General features: G+C 38.0%; 20 protein-coding genes, 16 tRNA genes, 1 rRNA gene and 2 pseudogenes. 30 read left to right on the top strand and 9 right to left on the bottom strand.

Annotation, left to right across the window (positions count from 1 at the left end; genetic code table 11):
• The 17 genes from rrf to ACQKN4_RS14600 form a co-directional block, all read left to right on the top strand.
• A 5S ribosomal RNA gene (rrf, locus tag ACQKN4_RS14680) occupies positions 1–95 on the top strand; the annotation flags it as partial.
• 16 nt (positions 96–111) lie between these two features.
• Positions 112–188, top strand: a tRNA-Asn gene (locus tag ACQKN4_RS14675).
• A gap of 5 nt (positions 189–193) precedes the next feature.
• Positions 194–285 (top strand) — tRNA-Ser (locus tag ACQKN4_RS14670).
• Between the two features lie 30 nt (positions 286–315).
• Positions 316–390, top strand: a tRNA-Glu gene (locus tag ACQKN4_RS14665).
• A 14-nt stretch (positions 391–404) separates the two neighbouring features.
• Positions 405–480, top strand: a tRNA-Val gene (locus tag ACQKN4_RS14660).
• A gap of 25 nt (positions 481–505) precedes the next feature.
• Positions 506–580 (top strand) — tRNA-Met (locus ACQKN4_RS14655).
• Positions 581–584: 4 nt separating this feature from the next.
• Positions 585–660: transfer RNA gene (locus tag ACQKN4_RS14650), tRNA-Asp, on the top strand.
• Between the two features lie 15 nt (positions 661–675).
• Positions 676–751, top strand: a tRNA-Phe gene (locus tag ACQKN4_RS14645).
• 9 nt (positions 752–760) lie between these two features.
• A tRNA-Thr gene (locus ACQKN4_RS14640) sits at positions 761–836 on the top strand.
• A 9-nt stretch (positions 837–845) separates the two neighbouring features.
• Positions 846–929, top strand: a tRNA-Tyr gene (locus tag ACQKN4_RS14635).
• A gap of 10 nt (positions 930–939) precedes the next feature.
• Positions 940–1,013 (top strand) — tRNA-Trp (locus ACQKN4_RS14630).
• A 16-nt stretch (positions 1,014–1,029) separates the two neighbouring features.
• Positions 1,030–1,105, top strand: a tRNA-His gene (locus tag ACQKN4_RS14625).
• A 32-nt stretch (positions 1,106–1,137) separates the two neighbouring features.
• Positions 1,138–1,213 (top strand) — tRNA-His (locus ACQKN4_RS14620).
• Between the two features lie 17 nt (positions 1,214–1,230).
• Positions 1,231–1,305: transfer RNA gene (locus tag ACQKN4_RS14615), tRNA-Gln, on the top strand.
• Positions 1,306–1,311: 6 nt separating this feature from the next.
• Positions 1,312–1,386: transfer RNA gene (locus ACQKN4_RS14610), tRNA-Gly, on the top strand.
• Between the two features lie 8 nt (positions 1,387–1,394).
• Positions 1,395–1,468: transfer RNA gene (locus ACQKN4_RS14605), tRNA-Cys, on the top strand.
• A 47-nt stretch (positions 1,469–1,515) separates the two neighbouring features.
• Positions 1,516–1,596 (top strand) — tRNA-Leu (locus ACQKN4_RS14600).
• A gap of 357 nt (positions 1,597–1,953) precedes the next feature.
• On the opposite strand, the gene ACQKN4_RS14595 is transcribed toward ACQKN4_RS14600, so the two are convergent.
• Positions 1,954–2,775 (bottom strand): DUF2785 domain-containing protein, encoded by an 822-nt coding sequence (locus ACQKN4_RS14595; RefSeq protein ID WP_427484028.1) that lies wholly within the window; start codon positions 2,773–2,775, stop codon positions 1,954–1,956.
• A 280-nt stretch (positions 2,776–3,055) separates the two neighbouring features.
• Between ACQKN4_RS14595 and ACQKN4_RS14590 the strand changes: the two are divergent.
• The 5 genes and pseudogenes from ACQKN4_RS14590 to ACQKN4_RS14570 form a co-directional block, all read left to right on the top strand.
• Positions 3,056–3,364 (top strand): annotated as a pseudogene (locus tag ACQKN4_RS14590) (condensation domain-containing protein); the annotation flags it as partial.
• Between the two features lie 831 nt (positions 3,365–4,195).
• A complete protein-coding gene (gene thpR / locus ACQKN4_RS14585; RefSeq protein ID WP_427484026.1) occupies positions 4,196–4,756 on the top strand; it encodes an RNA 2',3'-cyclic phosphodiesterase in 561 nt (186 codons plus the stop codon).
• A 158-nt stretch (positions 4,757–4,914) separates the two neighbouring features.
• Positions 4,915–5,949 carry an ABC transporter permease gene (locus ACQKN4_RS14580; RefSeq protein WP_427484025.1) on the top strand — a complete coding sequence of 345 codons (1,035 nt, stop codon included), beginning with the start codon at positions 4,915–4,917 and terminating at the stop codon, positions 5,947–5,949.
• 1 nt (position 5,950) lies between these two features.
• Positions 5,951–6,637, top strand: coding sequence for an ABC transporter ATP-binding protein (locus tag ACQKN4_RS14575; protein ID WP_079563280.1), 687 nt, complete (start codon positions 5,951–5,953; stop codon positions 6,635–6,637).
• A gap of 178 nt (positions 6,638–6,815) precedes the next feature.
• Entirely contained in the window at positions 6,816–7,103 is a 288-nt protein-coding gene (locus ACQKN4_RS14570; protein ID WP_079563281.1) for a hypothetical protein, read from the top strand.
• Positions 7,104–7,343: 240 nt separating this feature from the next.
• Here the strand turns inward: ACQKN4_RS14570 and ACQKN4_RS14565 are convergent, their stop codons facing one another.
• Genes ACQKN4_RS14565 through ACQKN4_RS14555 form a run of 3 tightly spaced genes read right to left on the bottom strand, consistent with a single transcriptional unit; the run spans position 7,344 to position 9,470 of the window.
• Positions 7,344–8,159, bottom strand: a complete 816-nt coding sequence (locus ACQKN4_RS14565; RefSeq protein ID WP_427484024.1) for an SDR family NAD(P)-dependent oxidoreductase — start codon at positions 8,157–8,159, stop codon at positions 7,344–7,346.
• A 19-nt stretch (positions 8,160–8,178) separates the two neighbouring features.
• Complete coding sequence (locus tag ACQKN4_RS14560) at positions 8,179–8,874, bottom strand: SGNH/GDSL hydrolase family protein (protein WP_427484023.1); 696 nt, start codon at positions 8,872–8,874, stop codon at positions 8,179–8,181.
• Entirely contained in the window at positions 8,871–9,470 is a 600-nt protein-coding gene (locus ACQKN4_RS14555) for a TetR family transcriptional regulator C-terminal domain-containing protein (protein WP_427484022.1), read from the bottom strand. The genes ACQKN4_RS14560 and ACQKN4_RS14555 overlap by 4 nt, the downstream gene beginning before the upstream one ends.
• Before the next feature lie 230 nt (positions 9,471–9,700).
• Between ACQKN4_RS14555 and ACQKN4_RS14550 the strand changes: the two are divergent.
• Together ACQKN4_RS14550 and ACQKN4_RS14545 are read left to right on the top strand one after the other, a co-directional pair.
• Positions 9,701–10,050, top strand: a pseudogene (locus ACQKN4_RS14550) (VOC family protein).
• A 117-nt stretch (positions 10,051–10,167) separates the two neighbouring features.
• Positions 10,168–11,253, top strand: coding sequence for an S-layer homology domain-containing protein (locus ACQKN4_RS14545; RefSeq protein WP_079563284.1), 1,086 nt, complete (start codon positions 10,168–10,170; stop codon positions 11,251–11,253).
• A 64-nt stretch (positions 11,254–11,317) separates the two neighbouring features.
• Here ACQKN4_RS14545 and ACQKN4_RS14540 read toward each other — a convergent pair whose 3' ends face one another.
• Positions 11,318–12,061, bottom strand: coding sequence for an arylamine N-acetyltransferase family protein (locus ACQKN4_RS14540; protein WP_427484021.1), 744 nt, complete (start codon positions 12,059–12,061; stop codon positions 11,318–11,320).
• Positions 12,062–12,266: 205 nt separating this feature from the next.
• On the opposite strand from ACQKN4_RS14540, the gene nagB reads away from it, so the two are divergent.
• The 3 genes from nagB (at position 12,267) to ACQKN4_RS14525 (ending at position 14,820) form a co-directional block, all read left to right on the top strand.
• Positions 12,267–12,980 carry a glucosamine-6-phosphate deaminase gene (nagB, locus tag ACQKN4_RS14535; protein WP_427484029.1) on the top strand — a complete coding sequence of 238 codons (714 nt, stop codon included), beginning with the start codon at positions 12,267–12,269 and terminating at the stop codon, positions 12,978–12,980.
• Between the two features lie 671 nt (positions 12,981–13,651).
• Positions 13,652–13,894 (top strand): hypothetical protein, encoded by a 243-nt coding sequence (locus ACQKN4_RS14530; RefSeq protein ID WP_427484020.1) that lies wholly within the window; start codon positions 13,652–13,654, stop codon positions 13,892–13,894.
• 23 nt (positions 13,895–13,917) lie between these two features.
• The gene (locus ACQKN4_RS14525; protein WP_079563287.1) at positions 13,918–14,820 is read left to right on the top strand and encodes a S66 peptidase family protein; all 903 of its coding nucleotides are present in this window, start codon (positions 13,918–13,920) and stop codon (positions 14,818–14,820) included.
• 55 nt (positions 14,821–14,875) lie between these two features.
• Here ACQKN4_RS14525 and ACQKN4_RS14520 read toward each other — a convergent pair whose 3' ends face one another.
• Complete coding sequence (locus tag ACQKN4_RS14520; RefSeq protein WP_427484019.1) at positions 14,876–16,462, bottom strand: catalase; 1,587 nt, start codon at positions 16,460–16,462, stop codon at positions 14,876–14,878.
• A 920-nt stretch (positions 16,463–17,382) separates the two neighbouring features.
• Between ACQKN4_RS14520 and ACQKN4_RS14515 the strand changes: the two genes are divergently transcribed.
• A complete protein-coding gene (locus ACQKN4_RS14515) occupies positions 17,383–18,048 on the top strand; it encodes a hypothetical protein (RefSeq protein WP_079563289.1) in 666 nt (221 codons plus the stop codon).
• Positions 18,049–18,145: 97 nt separating this feature from the next.
• On the opposite strand, the gene ACQKN4_RS14510 is transcribed toward ACQKN4_RS14515, so the two are convergent.
• Positions 18,146–18,655, bottom strand: a complete 510-nt coding sequence (locus tag ACQKN4_RS14510; RefSeq protein ID WP_079563290.1) for a hypothetical protein — start codon at positions 18,653–18,655, stop codon at positions 18,146–18,148.
• Positions 18,656–18,669: 14 nt separating this feature from the next.
• Positions 18,670–19,359 (bottom strand): B3/B4 domain-containing protein, encoded by a 690-nt coding sequence (locus tag ACQKN4_RS14505; protein WP_427484018.1) that lies wholly within the window; start codon positions 19,357–19,359, stop codon positions 18,670–18,672.
• Between the two features lie 59 nt (positions 19,360–19,418).
• On the opposite strand from ACQKN4_RS14505, the gene queG reads away from it, so the two are divergent.
• Positions 19,419–20,549, top strand: a complete 1,131-nt coding sequence (queG, locus tag ACQKN4_RS14500; RefSeq protein ID WP_427484017.1) for a tRNA epoxyqueuosine(34) reductase QueG — start codon at positions 19,419–19,421, stop codon at positions 20,547–20,549.
• 14 nt (positions 20,550–20,563) lie between these two features.
• Positions 20,564–21,037 (top strand): tRNA (uridine(34)/cytosine(34)/5-carboxymethylaminomethyluridine(34)-2'-O)-methyltransferase TrmL, encoded by a 474-nt coding sequence (gene trmL / locus ACQKN4_RS14495; RefSeq protein WP_079563293.1) that lies wholly within the window; start codon positions 20,564–20,566, stop codon positions 21,035–21,037.
• Between the two features lie 74 nt (positions 21,038–21,111).
• Here trmL and ACQKN4_RS14490 read toward each other — a convergent pair whose 3' ends face one another.
• Positions 21,112–21,957 carry a VOC family protein gene (locus ACQKN4_RS14490; protein WP_427484016.1) on the bottom strand — a complete coding sequence of 282 codons (846 nt, stop codon included), beginning with the start codon at positions 21,955–21,957 and terminating at the stop codon, positions 21,112–21,114.
• Between the last annotated feature and the right edge of the window lie 459 nt (positions 21,958–22,416).

Below are 22,416 nucleotides of genomic sequence, written 5' to 3'. Positions count from 1 at the left end.
GTCACACCCGTTCCCATACCGAACACGGAAGTTAAGCTCTTTAGCGCCGATGGTAGTTGGGGGCTTCCCCCTGTGAGAGTAGGACGTCGCTAGGCTATATAATAAAATTATTCCGAAGTAGCTCAGTTGGTAGTAGCACCTGACTGTTAATCAGGTTGTCGCAGGTTCGAGTCCTGCCTTCGGAGCCATTCTTGGAGAGTTGTCCGAGTGGCCGAAGGAGCACGATTGGAAATCGTGTAGGCGGTTAACACTGTCTCAAGGGTTCAAATCCCTTACTCTCCGCCAGCACTTTAAGGATTTTTCATTCCAAACGATGGCCCCTTGGTCAAGTGGTTAAGACACCGCCCTTTCACGGCGGTAACACGGGTTCGAATCCCGTAGGGGTCACCATTTAATACCCAGATGGAGGATTAGCTCAGCTGGGAGAGCATCTGCCTTACAAGCAGAGGGTCGGCGGTTCGAGCCCGTCATCCTCCACCATTATTTAAATAAATCACCTTATTATCGCGGGGTGGAGCAGTGGTAGCTCGTCGGGCTCATAACCCGAAGGTCGTTGGTTCAAATCCGGCCCCCGCAACCAAAATGGTCCCGTGGTGTAGCGGTTAACATGCCTGCCTGTCACGCAGGAGATCGCCGGTTCGATCCCGGTCGGGACCGCCATTTTTTTAAAAATATGGGTCAGTAGCTCAGTTGGTAGAGCATTAGATTGAAGCTCTAAGTGTCGGCGGTTCGATTCCGTCCTGACCCACCATATTTTTTTGCCGGTGTAGCTCAGTTGGTAGAGCAACTGACTTGTAATCAGTAGGTCGTGGGTTCGACTCCTATCGCCGGCACCATGTATTCCCGGAGGGGTAGCGAAGTGGCTAAACGCGGCGGACTGTAAATCCGCTCCTTAGGGTTCGGCGGTTCGAATCCGTCCCCCTCCACCAGTTTTTTTATAGGGGCATAGTTTAACGGTAGAATAGAGGTCTCCAAAACCTTTGATGTGGGTTCGATTCCTACTGCCCCTGCCAATTAATTAATTTCATGGCGGTTGTGGCGAAGTGGTTAACGCACCTGATTGTGGTTCAGGCATTCGTGGGTTCGATTCCCATCAGTCGCCCCATTTAATTTAAAATAATAAAATATAATAATATGGCGGTTGTGGCGAAGTGGTTAACGCACCTGATTGTGGTTCAGGCATTCGTGGGTTCGATTCCCATCAGTCGCCCCATTTATATATTTAACTTTTGGGATATAGCCAAGCGGTAAGGCAACGGATTTTGATTCCGTCACGCCCTGGTTCGAATCCAGGTATCCCAGCCATTTATTGCGGAAGTAGTTCAGTGGTAGAACACCACCTTGCCAAGGTGGGGGTCGCGAGTTCGAACCTCGTCTTCCGCTCCAATTATTAAGGCGGCATAGCCAAGTGGTAAGGCACAGGTCTGCAACACCTTTATCACCGGTTCAAATCCGGTTGCCGCCTCCATAATTTATTACTCAATCGGTTTATCCGATTTTTTTTATCTCCATTGTGCCGGTGTGGCGGAATTGGCAGACGCGCACGACTCAAAATCGTGTTCCTTTGGAGTGTCGGTTCGACCCCGACCACCGGTATCATCACGTACATATACGTTACGTTTAGTAAGATTAGAAAGCTCACAAACCTTGATAGAACAGGGTTTGTGAGCTTTTTAAATTTCTTGGGTTACGATAGGAAACGATAAGAATTGAAATCTTTTTACACACATTTTACACACAGGCAGGTTCATTTTACACAAGCTGCAATCTGGGAAAACGGGATTGATTAAGGGAAGCAAAAAAAAAAGAACGGAGATCCATCTGAATCCCCGCAAATCAAATTTTCTGTGAAAAGTGTGAAGTTAAAATGTCCCCTGAGGGCTATTGTTTGCCTGTTACCACATTTGAAATGGAGACGGACAAGTGCGGGTGCTTTCCCCTCATTTTTTTAAATTAGGAATAGTATACTTTTTCTACTTTATATAATGTATGCTCGATAGTCGAGCAGAGAACGGCATCCACTTTGTAAAATTTAACTCGAAAGTATAAACTTTTCAAAAAGTTCTTTATATTATTTTTTTGCTTAAAGGCAGGGAGAAATTCTGAATTTTTCTCCACATCACCAAAACTTTGAATCCATTGCTCTACATAAGTCTGACTAAGTATTTTTCTATTTAAAACACTAATTATGGATTTTACCATTCTCTCATCTTCCCCATCGGAGTAAACTCGATCTGTTATGGTCATCTTTTCGTAAACCAAATCGAGGATAGTTAAGAGGTCATTTTTATCCAGTTCGGAACATTGAGCCAAATCTTCTAAAGCATCTGCTGCATGGGCTATAGCATGAGCCCAGCCTTTTTCTTCGTCATACCCACGGTAATCTCGCTCTTCTTTTACATTGTAAAATACTTTCTCTTTTATCTGATGAATTTGCTCTCTAGAGAGAAATGGTGATTCTCTATGCCTCATGAAGAGGAGCGGTATGACTAGCATGGAGAAAGATCGAGTGAAGACAGAGTCTGTATTTGTTTCACCAAGCTTAAAAAGTAAATGGTTTTTATCCAAAATAACCGGTAGAAGTTGTTCTAGTTCGTTTGCTGTTAGAGAATTATCAGGAATCCAATGTGATAAGGTTGTATAAATTAGCTCATCACGTAGTTGGGGATCCAAAGAACCGATGTTATTTATCATTTCTAGTATCAATTGGAATGTATCGGGGGGGGCTTGGTACCCATTTTCTTTTATTAATATCAACTTTTCTTTTAAATTCATTTTACACGCTCCTACTAGAAATTTTCTGAACTAACTTTTTCAAGGGTTTCTACTGACTATACGGCTTCTTTCGTACCCTTCTTCCCTTACTATAAGGTACAGATAGGATCAGAGACAATCCGCAATAGCAGAAAGGAATAAATTATTTCCAAGCGGTTTATTTCCTGATAAAATCCATAAAATTCCACCTCCTTCGATTGTATTTTATACGAAAACTTGCTATCTAAAAAACTTCCCCACCCGATTTTAGGATAAGAACCCATATAATGAGCTTAAAAAAGGGATTGATTTAACAACGGAACCATTAAGAATCCGTCTGGTAAATGGCGCCAACCATGAAAAAATCATTATGATATTAACCTATCACCATATTTTATGGGATGGATGTAGTAGTGGAATCCTTATAGATAGCTTTACTAGATTATGTAATGAAATCGAAGCTTCAAAAATAAAAGTAACACCTTGGCGAGAGTATATTAAATTAGTTAGAAATCGAGACATAGATGGAGAAAAAAATACTGGGCTAATTATCTTGATGGCGTTGAGCGAAATGAAATCTCTCCCCAGTCTACTCACAATAAACATATAGACAATAAAAGCCATAGAGAAACATTTTATATCGAAGATAATGATTATAAAATTCTTAAAAACGCTTGTATACAAAATAAGCATACTTTAGCAGGATGGATTCATAGTGGGTTGTTACCGAAAGAAGGAGTATTCAAAGATAGTATAGAAATAAAAAGCAAAACACAAAGAGGAGAAAGTTTGGCAGAATGTCTCAGCAAGAATTAGCAGAGAGCAACATGTACTTGGATTATGATTAGTCCCAATGCAGAGTATACATGTGGAGAAATCTGGACAAAGCGAAATTGTCGATAAAGCATTTGTAAAATATTGTATAGACCTCCTTGCTAAAAAATAAGAAAAGATTGTTTGAATATAAATAAAAAGGCTAGGTTCTACTATGGTAGCACCTAGCCAATTACTTAAACCCACAGCACCAATGTGTTGCTACATACACTCTACGCATGTTGAGTGTAGACACAAGAGAAAACATTTATATTTTTCATCTGAAAAACCCAGCAAATCATTTTACACAATTTTTACACATTATAACCAGATAACCTTGATATATAAGGCTTTCGGAACCATTCCCTGTCCCGACCACCGTTATCATAGAATGAAAGACTTCAACGATTATGTTGGAGTCTTTTTTGTATTCAAAAATAATAAGGCCTACTCTGCTAAAAGTAAAGTGGGTTATATAAATGGAAGACATGTTTTATTTTTATCTAGAGAGTCTTTCATATATACATTAGAACCTTATCATTTTAGCGTAGTAGTATGGTTAAATTATTGTAGGAAAAGACATAATGCCTGATAAGTAGCATTTATGATGAATAGAGAGGGTATAATTATGAACAGACACTTTTTTATTGCAGTTCCACTTCCTTCAGACATTAAAGCAGCTCTTCATGTGAGATGTGAAAAAATGAAAACTGACTTTCATTTTAAACGCTGGGTTCATCAGGAAGATTATCACATCACTTTGGCTTTTTTAGGTCATGCGGATGAAGAGCAATTACAAGCTATAATGAATGAAGTGAGGGGAAATCTTCTGAATGTTTTTCTATTCGAATTAAAAATTCAGGGGTTCAATACTTTTGGGAGAAAAGAGTATCCAAGAATTTTATGGGTCGATTTGCTTGAATCGCAGCAATTAAATGTTGTGCAAGAAATAGTATACCGAGATTGTATTAAGGCTGGATTTGAATTAGATAAGAAGCCCTTTGTCCCCCATATAACTGTTGCAAGAAAGTGGGATGAAGCATGCGGGAAAATTCCGTCAGAGGCATTGATGGAAGATAATTTTCAGCTTCCTAAATTTCTAGTAGAAGAAGTGGTTTTGTACGAATCAAAAATAGAGGAAACCCCGAAATATTATAAAAAAGCTGTCATTCGTTTAGATGGCCAATAGGTCTGTCAAAAGCCTACTACATTACAATAAGCTCGTAAACCTTAAAAAGGGTTTATGAGCTTTTTTGCTGAAACTATTTCATTTTTAATAATTAGTTCATCTTCCGTTCATTTAAGGATTTTATGCTAAGGATGTAAAAAGGAATGGAGGAGTTAACAATGAATCTTGCGTGGAAAGAAATTAAGAAGAATAAAGTAAGATTTTTAATATTAGGTTCAATTGTTTTTTTAGTTAGTTTATTAACATTTATTATTTCTGGTTTGGCGAACGGATTGTCTCAAGATAATGCCGCTCTAATTAAGGATTTACCACAAGGTCAATTTTATATGAATGAGGATGCAGATCAAACTTATAATCTGTCAAAAATAGATAGCGGTACACAAAACGAAATATTGAGCAAAGAAAAAAATGCAGTAGCTTTTTCATTACAAATGGGCTTTTTAAATGATCAGGACGATAAGCAGCAAAGCGTTGCCTTTGTTACATCGACCGATTCAGCGTTATTTGAAAATGTGGAACATGAGGAAGTCATATTAGACAGCTCAATGAAAGATAAAGGAATTAAAGTAGGAGATACATTAACGAATAATCAATTTGATGGCAAGTTTGTAGTAAAGGGATTTGTCGACCAAAAGAAATATAGTCATGCACCTGTTGCCTACATTAATAAAGAGGATTATAAAGAAATTTACCGTGTGGATGAAATGCAGATGATTTTCGTACCAGACGGAGATTCTTCAAAAGAATTTGCTGGATTAGAATCATTTTCAAATAAAGAATTTCTTAACACAATCCCAAGCTATAACGCAGAACAAATGTCTTTAAATATGATTGTTTGGTTTCTAGTAGTCATTAGTGGGATGCTATTCGCCATCTTCTTCTATATGATGAATGTCCAAAAAATCGGCTTATACGGAATTTTAAAGGCGATTGGTTTGAAAACAAGTAAGTTATTCAAAATGATATGGACACAGATGGCCATCATTACAGTTTTTTCACTTGTTTTATCTGTAACCTTTAGCCAGGCCTTTAATCTGATAGCGCCAAAAGGAATGCCATTCACTTTAACGATCGCGACAACAACGCAATTATCGATTGTATTCCTAATTATTGGATTTGTAGGCGCTACAATTTCAGCAATCCAAATTAAAAAAATTGAACCATTACAAGCGATACAGCAAGGAGAGGCTTAATATGACTTTATTTAAAATCGATGAAGTTAGAAAAACGTTTACGAATGGCGAGGTAGAGGAGGAAATACTGAAAGGGATAGATCTTTCATTAAAAGAAGGAGAAATAACTGCATTGGTAGGTGCATCTGGCTCCGGTAAAAGTACGCTTTTGACAATTGCCGCAGGACTTCAGCCTGCAACAGATGGATATGTTATATTTGAAGGAAAAAACCTGTCTATTATGAACGCTGAGGAGGTTCGAAAAGTACGAGCAAGTGAATTTGGGTTTGTCTTTCAATTTGCACACCTCGTACCTTTTCTTACTGTTGAAGAACAGCTGCTATTAATGCTAGATGTTTCTGAATCGAAATTAAAGAAGCAGGAACAAAAAAATGAAATCGATCGATTACTAAAATTAGTAGGGATGGATCATCGGAAAAATTCTTATCCTTCTTCATTGTCGGGAGGGGAGAAGCAACGTGTAGCGATTGCCCGGGCGATCATTCATAAACCGAAAGTTCTATTCGCGGATGAACCAACTGCTAGTTTAGATTCACAACGATCAAAAGAGGTTATGTTATTAATTAAGGATTTAACTAAAACGTTAAACATTACAACTTTAATGGTGACCCATGATGAAGAGATGCTTGCTTATACGGATCGTATTATAAAAATGAGCGATGGTGTCATTTTGCAAGATGTTATTTAGATCGAGTAGTAGAAAGCCACAACCACAGCTTTTTGATGGTTGTGGTATTTTTTTTGAATCAATGGATGATTTCAGTCTAGGCGCAAATTACGAAATATTTTTAAAAGCCTAGTGTTAAGTTACCAAATCGATAAACGAAGGCAGCATATTGTAGAAGGAAAGGAGGAGGTGATTTGAAATGATGTTTGTTATTGCCTTAATAATTGTATTAGTAGGGTTAATAGCGGGATTCCAATTAAGCGAAGGACGGTCAGAAAAAGGGAGATATATCATTTGGGGTATCATTATAATGATTGCGTTTGCACCATTTTTATCATATTTAATTGGCGTATTGTATGGGGTATTGGTTAGAAATGGTTGGGCAGCATCGATTATGATGGTTTTATTTCCTATAATTTTTATCATAGGTCTTATTAATTTACTCTTAGGTATTTATAAGAAAAATGAAGAAGAGCATAATAAATAGCTACTTGTCTCTTAAAAGGGGTTAATTCGTTCAGTGTTTTTGTTATCTAAATTATAAAGGTAAAAAGCCGCGAGACTCCTAGAATTGTTTTTACGATGTAGTGTAAATGAAAATATAGCGAAGGAGACATATGCCTTCGTGTTCAAAATTCTATTTTTTGTACTGATGTGGCTCGTGCCTTGCCGTCAGAAAAGCATAGCGGTTTTTTACCATCTGGAAAAAAGCTTTTACGTTAAATACTTATGTCAATCGAGCTTTTCGGCTTACTTTACAGACCATTCTCATTAATGCCCTGTGTAACGAAGGGAAGATCGTAAAGACAACATCCATTGTTTTCCGCATTGGCATAGGACAAATAATAGGCTTATTTTTGTGCACGCCTGCAATAGCAATTTTTGCTAGTTGCTGTGGAGATATCATTTTTTGTTTTTTCATTTGTTTGGACATCGTCGATTTATCGATATTAATAGCTGTTGCTTTATCAAAAATAGGCGTATCAACGAAAGTCGGACAGAGGGTGCTTACCTTGATGCCAAATTCCTCAGCTTCATAGTGTAGTGATGTTGTTAAGCCCACAACTGCGTGCTTCGTAGTTGAGTATGCAGCTGATATAGGAGATGGTCCCAACCCTGCAGCTGATGATGTATTGATGATATGTCCAAAACCCTGGTCCTTCATGATTTGATACCCAACTTGTGTACCATAAACAATGCCCCATAAATTAATATCCACAATGTCTTTCCAATCGTCAATTGTCATATCATAAATTTCACCATACATAGCTATACCAGCATTATTGAACAAATAATCTAATCGTTGAAATTCCTCATATACATTTGTAATGACATGTTCAACATTTTCGAAATCGATTACGTTTAATTCAACAAATCGAGCATTTGAAGTATCTTTATTTAGTTCTGCCTCTAGCAGACGTCCATCATGTTCGTTAATATCTGCAATAATGACAAATACATGTCGACCTACTAACTCTTTACAGATAGCCTTCCCTATACCTGATACACCGCCTGTAACAATCGCAACCTTTCTCATAATCATCACCTCTCGTATGATTTCCTTAATGGACAGGGTCTTCCTGCAATTGAAGTCGTTTGATGACAGCTGAGTATTCTTCGACGACAAGCTCTGCTCCTTTACTATTTAAATGAATGCCATCCAAAGTTAAATGTAGTCCTCTCTTTTTGGATAATCGATCAATCCGCAAAGGGTCTTTATACAACAGTACATCTTTTATCACTCGCATAACATTGGTGTTCACATATTCCGAACTTGTAACATGTTTTAATTGATGTTCAAAAACCTCTTGCATATTTAAAAAGCTAACATTTTCATATTTAGAAGAAATGGAATGAATAATGGAGGAGAGCTCTTTTAATTCCATATTGGGAGTACTTTTTATTTCCTCTCCTATTAAAGCTGGTGTTACTAAAACTACATGTTTAGATGGGGCTAAAATCATTTCTAATACATTTGCATAGTAAACTTTAAAATCTTGATGATCTTTTGAAACCGGTTGTGCCTGCACTTTCAAAAGTTTAGTGTAGACATCATTGACACCAATCCAAAGAAAGCTAAGGTCATAAAAAGTAGCTAGCTTCGATTTCTCTAAGCGAGTGTGTAAGCTTTTCACTGTCTCACCTGGTTTACCGAGATTATCAAATTCTATATGTTGATGTTTAGCTCTTAATCTTTTAAAAAATGAAACCCCTGGTCGACCTTCTGTTAAGCTGTCTCCGATACATGCAATTTTCATTTATATCCCACCTTTTTTAATTCTCTTAAAAAAATGGTAACTGCCTGATTAAAGAGTGATTCTAGTGCTTTAAGCTCCTGCGTATTTGTCAGTTGACATAAGCCTCCTAGCCATGTGCCTAGTAGAACTGTCCACTCATCAATATTGCCATTAACAAATTCTCCTCGATCCATGCCTTCTTGAAGGATCGCACGATAAGCACCCATCGGTATAACCGCTAAATTGTATAACTGTTCCACTGATTCAGGGCTCGATTTTGGATTGGAAGCTAGTTCTTGCCCGGATCTTAATAAAGGTGTTTGGTAATGATAGAGAACATGCATGGCCATGCCATATAGTTTCTCTACTGCCGTAAAGTAGATACAATCTTTTTGAAGCCATTTGTTGTGCCAATCTTGCATTGTTTGTTGTGCTAGAAGTACAAAAAGTTTTTCTTTGTTTTCAAAATGGTAATAAATATGTCCCTTGCTGTAGCCTGAAGCGGTTGAAATATCTCCGACTGATGTTTGATTATAGCCCTTTTGAGAAAACAAACTAACCGCATGTTCCATAATTTCAACTTTTGCTTTCTCGCTATCATAACGTCTTTTATTCAATGATTTAACCCCTTTATAAGATTTGAACGGTCGTTCTAATTGTATTATACAATATTTTACTATTAGAAGAACGGTTAAATACCTAAAGCATCAAGTTTTAATAATTGCTACGAACAGAGCCCGCTATAAAAGTTTCTTACCTTTTATGCTAATACATAATTTGGTTGGAAGAAATATTAACCAAACTGTTGAACTATGAATTATGCTTTAAAAATCAGGAGGGGAATAATATGGGGAGAGTAGTTGGGTTTGAATTAAATAGTCAGGAGCCAGAAAAAGCTGCCGCGTTTTATGCCAAGGTTTTTGGTTGGGAAGTAGCTGCACCTAATTGGGAATATAGGGGCGTAACAACTGGAGATGATAATAAATCAGGGATTAACGGCGGTATTGCAAAGGGACCACATGACTATCCTTTTGGAACACGTATTCAAATTGAAGTTGATTCTATCGATGAAGCTATTTCGAAGGCACGCAAAATGGTGCCGCTATTGTACGAGATAAAATGGAATTTGATGAATTTTACCTTGCCTATCTGTTAGACCCAACTGGACTAGGCTTTGGCATGATTCAAAACAAATAATCTGACTGATTAACAAGTCCTTGCAGTGGATTTTTGGGGCTTGTTTGTTAATAAATAAGATTGGAAATAATATCTAAAAAAGTATAGTATGAATAGTAGAGAAAGAGAGGGAAAGACATGAAAAAGATGTTAAAAATAGTATGTGCACTATTATTAGCTGTTTGGTTAATACCGATTGAAAGTGTACATGCAGCGAGCTTCAAAGATGTGTCCAAGGATAATATATTGATAACGGAAATTGATTACTTAGTGGAAAAAGGAATTATTAATGGCTATCCTAATAACCTATTTAAACCAGATACATATGTAACGAGAGCGCAAGTAGCTGTCATGTTAACACGTGCTTTAGGATTGCAAACGACGAATGTCAAAGATCCAAAGTATCAGGATGTACCTTCTACACATCCCTATTATAAAGAAATTGCGGCAATGCAAAATGCTGGGATTTTCGATGCGGCACAGAAATTTAATCCGAATGCAACTCTTTCAAGAGGGGATATGGCGATTGTGCTGCAAAGAGCATTTAAAATAAAGGGATCTGAGACAAGCTATTTTACAGATGTTTCAGAGAAGGCAAGGGGCTATAAGGAAATATCGATAATTTATAGTAATAATATAACAAGAGGATATGATGATGGTTCATTTAAGCCAAATGTACCTTTAACGCGAGCTCATTTTTCAGCATTTTTAGCTCGTGCATTAACGTTATCGAATCCGAATCTATTAAAAGATACGGCGTATGACTATACGTATGCGCATTATTCGTTGGAAGACAAAAAACAGTATACATTAAAATATCAGTATAGTCATCATGAGGGTAATGATGTTTGGGCCGTAACAGATTTGAATTCTAATAAGATATTTAATGATGAGCTTTTATTTAGTGGCGAGTTTTATGGTCAAGCAAATGGCAGAAGTTCACATATGCATTACGATTTTGCTTTCAGTTTACCACTTAGAATTGGTGTGATTGCACATGAAAATGATGACGGGGTAATTTCAGGAATCCGAATTACTGTTAAAGCAACAGATGGCACTGTCCAAGCAGGTGGTGTCAATTATAATAATGTAATTGTTCTAGAAGAAAAGTCCATATACAGTGATGGAGTTTCAACATATTACTTTGTCGAAGGTATCGGTTTAGTTAAAGAGCTTTACAATGATGTTGTTGTTTATGAGTTACTCGATCGTACAGCCAATTAAATGTTAGCTACATGAAAAGCAAGTCTCCTATGAATGAGGAGGCTTGCTTTTTGTCATGAAGCATCTAATCTAATGTAATATGAAAAAAACGATGAAGTGCTTGTCGCCAATCCTTTTCGTTATGAGTTGAATAGGCCGTTAGGGATTGTCCCTCGTAGATTCGGAATTCATTGTTAAGCATTGTATGACGTCCGCGAGGGGTACGAATCATAGCAATTTTATTTTTTTGTTTAGAAAGTCTTGGCGCAAACTTTGCATCGTTAGCGTCATCGAAAAAACTATATAGTAAACGCCAACCCTGTTTTGTTTGTTCGTATAGCATCCAGCCGTTCACTTCATCTCGTTCAATTTTATAAAGTTCATTACCTTCACGGTGTTGATGCCCAGCTATTAGTGGCACTGGCTTACAAGGGGCTACTGCACCTACCCCAACATCTGAAATATATGAATGCCCAGCAAAGTGGACAAGCAATAGCTGGTGCATAGGTACATCCTCAACAGGAGTATCATCTTCAACGTTGCGCCAAAACTGAGCATAGCGATTGGTTACAGAAAAGCCAAGCTCGCGAAGAAGCCAACTAAATAAAATATTTAGTTCAAAGCAATTTCCACCACGATGTTGAATAATAATTTTTTGAAAAAGGTCAGGGATAGCGAAGGAGATGCCATATTTCAAGGCAACATCTAGGTTCTCATAAGGAATTATATGTAGATGTCTTGTTTGGAGCTGACCAAGTAGCTTAATGGAAGGCTCTAAAGATCCTTGAAATTGAATAAGCTTCAAATATTGCTGTATTTGTGAATTCATAATATCGCCTCACTCCTTATTAAATAACATAACCGAAATAGCTAAAGAATACACGTGATTATTAGTAAGAAAATAATAGAAAAATAGGTAAATAACTTGTAAAATTAAAATATTAGCTACTATAAGAATAATATTCACTATTAGTCTAGTTAATAATAATGATTGTAAGGTAGGTATACGAATGACAAGCGAAATTAAATGCGAAATGAAATGGATAGAAGTAAATTCATACGATGAAATGAGCGAAGTAGCAGCGGATATTTTCACTAAACAATTACAAACAAAGCCAGCAAGTATTTTAGGATTAGCAACTGGTGGTTCTCCAGTAGGGATGTATAAGGAATTAGTGAGACGCCAACAAGCTGGAAATATTTCTTTTAACGACGTGATCACTTTTAACCTAGACGAATATGTAGGTCTCGACCAATCAAGTCCCGCAAGTTATTGGACATTTATGCATGAGAACTTATTCAATCATGTAGATATTAAGGAAGAAAATATACATTTACCAAATGGCAAGGCAGAAAATTTAGATGCGGAGTGTGTCGCTTATGATGCTCGAATCAAGGAAGCGGGATGCATTGACATTCAGCTATTAGGCATCGGCGTTAACGGACATATTGGCTTTAACGAACCGGGCACATCTTTCGAATCACTGACTAATATCGTAGAGTTAACAGAATCTACACGCACAGAAAATGCCATCTATTTTGAAGACTCTAAGGATGTACCGACGCATGCTATTACAATGGGTATTCAATCTATTATGAATGCCAAGGAAATCGTCCTAATTGCATTTGGTGAGAAAAAACTAGAGGCTATGGAAAAATTAAAAAGTGGAATCATCACTGAAGATTTCCCAGCAAGCCAATTATTAAACCATCCGAATGTAACGGTTATTTACGGCGGAACAAAATAGAAATTAAGCGTTAAGCGTAGACTTTATTTTATTTGAAGTCTGCGCTTATTTTTTTGAATTCGAAGGGACGGGGATAGGAATCAGAGCGACGGATAGAATTGACAAAGTGACGAAAGAAAGGCGAGAGCGACGGAAAGAAGAGCCGAAGTGACGGAAAGAAGAGCCGAAGTGACGGAAAGAAATCAGAGTGGCGGATAGAATGGGCAAAGCGACGGATAGAAAGGCGGGAGCGACGGAAAGAAAGGCGAGAGTGACGGAAAGAAGAGCCGAAGTGACGGATAGAAATTAAAGCGACGGATAGAATTGGCAAAGCGACGGAAAGAAGAGCCGAAGTGACGGATAGAAATCAGAGCGACGGATAGAATTGGCAAAGCGACGGAAAGAAGAGCCGAAGTGACGGATAGAAGTCAGAGCGACGGATAGAATTGGCGAAGCGACGGAAAGAAAGGCGAGAGCGACGGAAAGAAGAGCCGAAGTGACGGATAGAAATCAGAGCGACGGATAGAATGGGCAAAGCGACGGATAGAAAGGCGAAAGCGACGGAAAGAAGAGCCGAAGTGACGGATAGAAGTCAGAGCGACGGATAGAATTGGCGAAGCGACGGAAAGAAAGGCGAGAGTGACGGAAAGAAGGGCCGAAGTGACGGAAAGAAATTAGAGCGACGGATAGAATTGGCAAAGCGACGGAAAGAAAGGCGAAAGCGACGGATAGAACAATCAAAGTCGTGGATAGAACAGCCAGAGTCGTGGATAGAACAATCAAAGTCGTGGATAGAACAATCAAAATCGTGGATAGAACAGCCAAAATCATGGATAGCCCCGCCAAAGTCGTTGTATTCACCCGGACATTTAGATGTTATAGGCATTAGCTTCGCCATTAATCAATGCTACAATATTATCTATATGCTAGAATGAGAAAAACAATAGGAGGGGTTAGGGTGAAAAGCACCGTACCACATTTAGAAAAGGGCGATACAGTTGGTCTTGTGGCTTTATCAAGTCAAGTAAAGCCCGAAAAGCTAGGAGATGCAATAGCCTTTCTTGAAGAGTTAGGTCTTAACTATGTAATTGGGGATACGATTCAGGCAAAGCATGATTATCTTGCAGGTAATGATGAGGAGCGTCTGGCTGACTTTCATGAGATGGTGAGAAATCCAGAGGTGAAGGCAATTTTTTGTGTTAAGGGGGGCTATGGCTCTGCACGAATTGCGGAAAAGATTGACTACGGACTACTAGAGGAAAATCCGAAAATCTTCTGGGGCTTCTCTGATCTTACATATTTACATTGTGCGATTAATGAATATGCTAATTTAGTGACGTTTCATGGACCGCTCCTTATGTCAGTAGATAGAATAGATGATTTATCAAAGAAAATGTTTTTACAGTTATTTTCACCGATGGAGTTACAGTATACGGAGGATATTGCGCCGTTAACAACGATTGCACCTGGTGTTGCTCGTGGCCAGATTATTGGTGGCAATTTACGTCGTCTTGTTAACACATTAGGTACTAAATTTGAAGTGCGCACGGAAGGTCGCATTTTATTGATCGAGGAGCTTGGAGAAACTATTCCAAGAATCGATGAGATGTTGCAGCAATTAAAACAGGCGAGAAAGCTTGAACAGTTAGCAGGTGTTATGATAGGTTCCTTCACGCAAACGGAAGCGGATGAAGCGGCACTAATGACTTTAATGAAGGACTATTTTGCGGATTTGGACGTTCCGGTTGTAGCAGGCTTTAAAATTGGTCATGATTCAACGAATATTGCTATTCCATTAGGGGTAGATGCTATTTTAGATGCACAGGAAAAGGTACTGAAAATTTTGCCTGGTGTGCATTAAAAGAACGCTCAGCATTTTATAGTGTGCTGAGCGTTTTTATTGTGAGTTTATTTTATTAATAAGGCTCTGCGTCATGACCTTTATCTACAGCCTTTTTAGGCGCTTTATCACCATCAATATTGCCAAGTGGCTTTGATGAAGAAGAATCATTCTGAGCTTTTTGCAACCCTTCTTTTAACAAGCGACCATACTCCTCGTCGGCTTCCTCCGCTAATGCGATCATCGCCTCTTGAATGGCACTATTGCAGACTGCTAAATCACGAATTAAGTTTTCAAGCAATTCGTCTCGCTCCCATTGCTCAAAATTGCGATACGTTTCTCCAGCTTGCTTTGTATTACTTTGACGATCAATAGATTCCCTAACGAGATTACCTTCCACATGTGGTGTATGTTCCTTAGCAGTTTGGGTAGCTTCCTTTAAACCATTTAACATTGAAGGCTCATAGTTAATATGAGGATTTTGCCCTGGAGCTAAATCACGCTTATACATCATTTGACCACCATTTTGATTGGTTGCTACTCGTTTTTTAGGAGCATTGATAGGAAGTTGTAAATAGTTTGCACCTACGCGATGACGCTGTGTATCAGAATAAGAGAAGGTACGACCTTGTAACATTTTATCATCTGAGAAATCCAATCCGTCCACAAGCACACCTGTACCGAATGTAGCCTGTTCAACCTCAGCAAAATAATCTTCTGGATTTTTATTTAACACCATTTTACCAACTGGATACCATGGGAACTGATCATTAGGCCAAAGCTTCGTATCATCTAATGGATCAAAATCAAGCTCTGGATGCGAACCATCCTCCATAATTTGGACGTTAAGCTCCCATTCAGGGTAATCATCTTTTTCAATTGCATCGTATAAATCCTGCGTGGCATGATTAAAGTTTTTCTTTTGGATTTCTTCCGCTTCTTTTTGTGTTAAGTTTTTAATGCCCTGTAAAGGTTCCCAATGATATTTTACAAGGACTGCTTTACCTTCGCCATTGACCCATTTATACGTATTGACACCAGAGCCTTGCATCATTCGATAATTAGCTGGAATACCCCATGGTGAATAAATGAATGTCACCATATGAAAAGATTCTGGTGAGCTTGCACAGAAATCAAAAAAGCGTTCAACGTCTTGGATATTTGTAATAGGATCAGGCTTAAAGGCGTGAATCATATCCGGGAATTTCATAGCATCGCGGATAAAGAAGATTTTTAAATTATTGCCGACTAAATCCCAGTTACCATCCTCAGTATAAAATTTTACAGCAAAGCCTCGTGGATCTCGTAATGTTTCTGGTGAATGGCCACCATGAATAACGGTTGAGAAACGCACAAAAACAGGCGTCTGCTTGCCCTTTTCCTGAAATACTTTAGCTCTTGTATAGTTAGAAATAGGCTTATCCCCGACTACTCCGTATGTTTCAAAATAGCCATGCGCCCCAGCACCTCGAGCATGAACAACACGCTCAGGAACTCTTTCGCGGTCAAAGTGACTTATTTTCTCTATAAAATCATAGTTTTCAAGGGTTGCAGGTCCTCGATTACTGACAGTTCGTATATTTTGATTGTTAGTAATAGGATGCCCCTGTCGATTTGTCAAGGTCATGTCATGCTCGTCTGTTGAATCATGTTGTTTTGTCATTGTATAACCCCTTTCATTTGATATAGCCATTGTGTCCATATTAGTGAACAAATAGACATGAAAAAACTCTCCTGCACACGAGATGAGTGAGAGTCAACGAAAGTGAATTATCAAAATATAATTAAAAATTTAAAAATGTTGATTTTGACTTTGTTGATATTCATTGCGAATTTAAAAAGCCCTCCCACACACAAGGTGTAAGAGAGCTATTGGATGGCGTTTTCGAATGATTTATTAAGTTCACAGGTATGGCCATTGCATATAGTTGGTTATTAGTCATTGGTCATACAGTAACAGGTAACTTGTCATTGGTTTCGTTTATGTTAGCTCCAAAAAGCTAGTTTTGAAAACAGCACATCCAATTTGATATGAAGTCTTATCGACTCCATAACCTATTGTATACATTTCCTTATGATATGAAAAGCTCTAATTCATCGGACGTACTGTAAGTCATTACTAATAAATTACATACTCTAATAACGAGCAAAGATTCATATTTGTTACAAATTTTCGAAAGGCTCACAGTGACATGCTGAGGATAAATGTCAATATTATTTTATATTTGAATTGTTTATTCCTGTACACATACTCGTCCTAATCTTTACTAGTTTAAATCTTGATATACAAGTGTTTATTGCTTTTTACTGGGGTTGAGAAGCCATAAAAATTCGGTTTGTCAATTGTAATTGCTTCGGTGCAATTAAGCTTTTAAACATAGTTTTAATATCCCGCAAAACCTTAATTTCTCCAAAATGTCGAAAAATGTCGAATGATAATCATGGTAATATACATCCAGTTTTGTAAGAATTATAATAAGAGGATATTAAATAGAAATTTAAGTATTTTTTTCACCATAATTCTATTTCATTGAATCTAGTAAAGTATATTTTTATTGATATGCATTCGGAGGGAAAAAGGTAATGAAGAAAGCTTTATTATTACTTCTAGCAGTTATGCTAGTTGGATGTTCCGGAGAGGGAACAGAGAAGAAAAAAGAGGTAGATGTAAAAAAAGAAGATGTTGTAGAGAAAGAACCAGCTGAGGAAAAGAAAGTCGTTCCAGTAAAATTTGAAGAGGTCGATCCTGAATCAAAGGCTGCGGTAGAAAAGCTTGTTAAAAAATACAATGTCAAAGTTGATGTATTTAAACAGGATCCAGAAGATCCAATCGTAATAGATGAGATTTCAGAACCAATTACTAGTGAACTGAATAAAGAAGAGAATAATACATTCTCACAAATCTTATTGGAAACTGATTTTAAACAATATAAGGGTCATTATAAAGTAGAAGCTAAATATAACAATGATAAAAAAATAATTGGATATGGGGTTTCTATGGAAGGAGTGCCAGAAAACGAAGTAAATGAAGAGGGAGATGAATGGGGAGAAGGAATTTCCTCCGCTATATCAATGGCTGCTATATTAGGAGTGAATGTAGATAAACTTATTGATGAATTAGATAAAGCTGGAAATGAGAATAAAGGTACTCATACTTATACTGATCCTAATACTAATCATAATGTAACTTTCCTTATTGCTGATATGGATTTAGGGAAAATTGGAATTAATTTTGATTTAACAAAGTAGAAAAAAAGCATCCAAAAGCTGTACTCCAATTGTTAAACCCAATTGGAGGTGCAGTTCAAGAAGGATGCTTTTTTTATTGCAGTATTTTACGATTTGATTAGAAATAACGAGAATCATCAAAGTTGATTTCAACACTATAATTCTTTGCATTAATAAGATTCGATAATTTATGGGCATCTTTTTCTAGTGTAATAGCACGTTCACGATAATCATCTGGCTCATACATAGCAATTTCATAAAGCATTGTAGTTTCACCATAGCCCGTGCGTACACTTTCTTTTTCATGCATACTAAACTCCTTGCAAAGCTCGACATCTGCACGGAGTTGTGTAGCGAGTTCAATGGCTTCAACTAATGCTAGTTTTTCACCTTTAAAGTCTACTGAGTTTTTTATATTTGCTTCATATACTAAACGATCCAATGTTCGAACATCGAGACGTACTTGAGCCAATTCAGCTTCAATTACTGTCATTGCGCGATTACTTGTTTTAGGTGCTTGTCCTTTTTCAACAGTTACAAAAGCGCTACGTTCTAATTCGCCAATAAGCTCCTGTACTTTTTTTGCTAAAATACTCTTGAGCTTAACGGCTTCTGCAAGATTAATCATGAAAACACGTCCTTTTATAGTGTTGTAGATGGTGCTGCGTTTGTTAATAGGGCCATTTTATAATCGCCACCATGAACTTGGTTAAACATCTTACCAGCAGATGCAAGAAGCTCTTTCGCATTTTCCTCTGATAATGATGGGCGAAGATAGAAAATATGTAGAGCCTCGGTCGTTTCCTCTGAAACAGACGTACGTTTAGAATCGACAAATGGTGACCCAAATGCTCCTTCAGCATCACAGCTATAAAGGATATTTTTTAATGCATTAAAACGACCATTTAAACCTTCATAGCCAGTATCCTCGTTGCCAAGTGCGATTTCTATATTCCCTTTTAGTTTAGCCATATCATATAAACCTACTGGAATCTCATATTGGAGGGAGAAGAAATTATTTAAATCAACACCTGAGTGAAGTGGTGTTAAATAATTTTGTTTACTAATTCGGCGCATTAAGCTTTCTGCTGAGTGACGATAGCGGTTCGGATCTGCGCCAAGCTTTTTCCATAGTTGTCGCCATTCTGCGATACCCTCACGTTGCGTTACAGGACGATCTTGCATTTCTAAAAAGAGATTTTCTTGATACAATTGCATGCGACCTTTAATCATTTGAGGAGATTCTGAAACGACAATTTTGGTATAATGAATAATGCCGATTTTTAGCTCGGGATGTTGTGTCAATAGAGATTGATTAATTGTAATTTCCATAAAACATCACCTACTTTATCTATTTCTATTATTGTATCATGTAAGGAGTTGGAAATGAAATGAACATACATGACCTACAACGTGAATTTGTGGCGTATGCAATGTCCATTGGTGTAGACAAAATTGGCTTTACAACAGCAGCTCCATTTACAGAATTAAAAAATAGACTGCGCCGTCAGCAAGAACTTGGCTATCAGTCTGGCTTTGAAGAAAGCGATGTTGAAAAACGTACCGAACCCCTACAATTGTTAGAGGGAGCAGAGAGCATTGTGGCGATCGCTGTAGCCTATCCGTCGCGCATGCAAAATGCACCTGTTGGCAAGAAGGGAGCAAGACGCGGGATTTTTTGCCGTGCTTCCTGGGGTGTCGATTATCATACAGCATTACGTGAGCGATTGAAATTATTATCAGCCTGGCTTGAGGAGCGTATAGAAGGTGTACGTATTGAATCGATGGTTGATACGGGGGCACTTGTGGATAGGGCAGTTGCAGAACGTGCTGGGATAGGCTGGAGCGGAAAAAACTGCTCGATTATTACACCTGAGTTTGGTTCTTATGTATATTTAGGAGAGCTTATTACGAATATCCCTTTTGCGCCTGATAAGCCTATGGAGGATGAATGTGGGGATTGCCGTTTATGTTTAGATGTTTGTCCAACTGGCGCTTTAATCGAGGGGGGACAACTAGACTCACAACGTTGTATAGCCTTTTTAACGCAAACTAAGGGAATGCTACCTGATGAGTTTCGTACCCATATTGGTAATCGTTTGTATGGCTGCGATACATGCCAGACTGTATGCCCAAAGAATAAAGGCAAGATTAATTGGATACATGAGGAATTTAAGCCTGATCCAGAGCTTGCAAAGCCATTACTTGTTCCACTTTTAACGATTTCAAATCGTGACTTTAAAGAAAAGTTTGGACATGTTTCTGGTTCGTGGCGGGGGAAAAAGCCGATTCAACGCAATGCTATTTTGGCACTTGCGCACTTTAAAGAAGAAGCTGCAGTACCAGATTTAGTAGCACTTCTTGAAAAAGATGAACGACCTGTTATTCGAGGAACAGCAGCATGGGCTTTAGGTAAGATAGGCGGGGTGCAGGCCCAATCTGCATTACTTGAGGCAAAAGCAAAAGAACGAGACGAGGAAGTACTCGTTGAAATTTATAAAGGTTTACAATTTTTTAGTTAAGGAAGTGTATCGTTATGCCATTGCATATCGTTTTATATCAACCAGAAATTCCAGCGAATACAGGGAATATTGCACGCACATGTGCTGGAACAAATACCTCATTACATTTAATTCGTCCTCTTGGATTTTCCACGGACGATAAAATGCTAAAACGTGCTGGCTTAGATTACTGGCATAGTGTAAATGTCGTTTACCACGATTCGCTAGAGGACTTTTTAGAGGCATCCAAAAATGGCGACGTTTATTTAATTGAGACATATAGTGAAGAACCCTTCACGACACATGATTTTAGTGATAAAGATCGTGATATTTACTTTATGTTTGGAAAAGAAACGACTGGCCTGCCAAAGGAATTTGCCTATGAGCGTCGCGATATGTGCTTACGTATTCCTCAGAGTGAGCATGTTCGTTCGCTCAATCTATCGAATACAGCAGCCATTGTTATTTATGAAGCGTTACGTCAACAAGGTTATCCAGGATTACATTAAAAAAAGCAGTTCTCTCATAGAGGAGAACTGCTTTTTTCGTAAAAATGAATCCAAAAGTGCCGGAAACATCACTTTTAAAATTTTAATAAAACAACGATACCTGATGGGTCCTCTGTTTGGAATCCACCATCTATATCGGTAACAGGTGCACCAATTGCACGAAGATTTTCTTTCATTGTTGCTGCTTGCTCTTCATTATCTAGACGCAGTGAAAATGTTTGTAAGCCAACTTGATTTTCACCAAGCTTTGGTGCATTTTCAGAGTGCCAAGTGTTTAAACCGATATGATGGTGATAGCGGCCAGTTGAGATGAATAAAGCTTGTGCGCCATAGCGAGTGACAATCTCAAATCCTAATCCTTTTGTGTAAAATTCCTCTGCGGCAGCTAAATTAGATACTGATAGATGAATATGCCCCATAACCGTATCAGCTGGAAGGCCACCCCATCTACCATCGCCTTCCTCTAATATAGAATGGATTTTAAGAGGTTCAGTCACCATATGCACTTGGTCAAAATGCCAAGTCCATTCATTTTCAGGACGATCCGCATAAACCTCAATCCCATTATTATCAGGATCATTTAAATAAAGTGCTTCACTGACATCATGGTCAGATGCTCCGAAGTACACACCATTGTTATGGAAATGAGTAATGATATTTGCTAAATCACGACGAGTAGGCAATAAAATTGCAAAATGATAAAGTCCAGTTGTTAAGCTCGTTTTTTCTTCTATTGTTTCAGGTTGGACGAGTGTCAGTAAAGCTGTTTTACCATCAGCTGTTAGAGTTGTTCTATTTGATTCTTGATGTAAAACTTTAAAACCAATTACCTCCTGATAATAAGTTAATGAACGTTGTAAATCACTCACTTTAATTTCAACATTTGTGACATATGTGTTAGGTTTTTCATGAAAATGCATAGCCAATTACCTCCAAATAAAAGTTATTATTAATTATCAACTTACTTTATGTAAGTAAGTTTATTTTATAAAGTGATTAAAGTCAAGTAATTATATTGTTCCAGTAAATAAGAAAGGTAACCGAAGCAGCTATAGCGTCCTAATGAAAGCATCCAGTCGGAGGTGGAAATCAACCCAACGTTATGGTGGTGGGTCATGCAAGCAGATTTTTCTGGTAAATTTTTACACTATTAGAATTTTGAGATGTCATTTTTTAATGAATGTCATATGAATAAGTTGATCTTCGTTACGACTGGGCGACTCCTCGGGGATCAGCAATAGAGGAACGGAGGCTAAAAGCATCACATCCTGTGATAACGCCTCCGTGACCAACATCGTGTTGGCCCGAGACCCTGGAGCGAGCAAGAAGGGGAACGAAGGCTAAGAGCATCACGTCCTGTGATAACGCCTTCGTGACCA

Origin of the sequence: Lysinibacillus sp. NPDC093692 (assembly GCF_050280125.1) — a bacterium.
Taxonomy (GTDB): domain Bacteria; phylum Bacillota; class Bacilli; order Bacillales_A; family Planococcaceae; genus Lysinibacillus.
The sequence above is the reverse complement of the archived record's forward strand: the minus strand, read 5'-3'. Positions and strand labels throughout refer to the sequence as shown.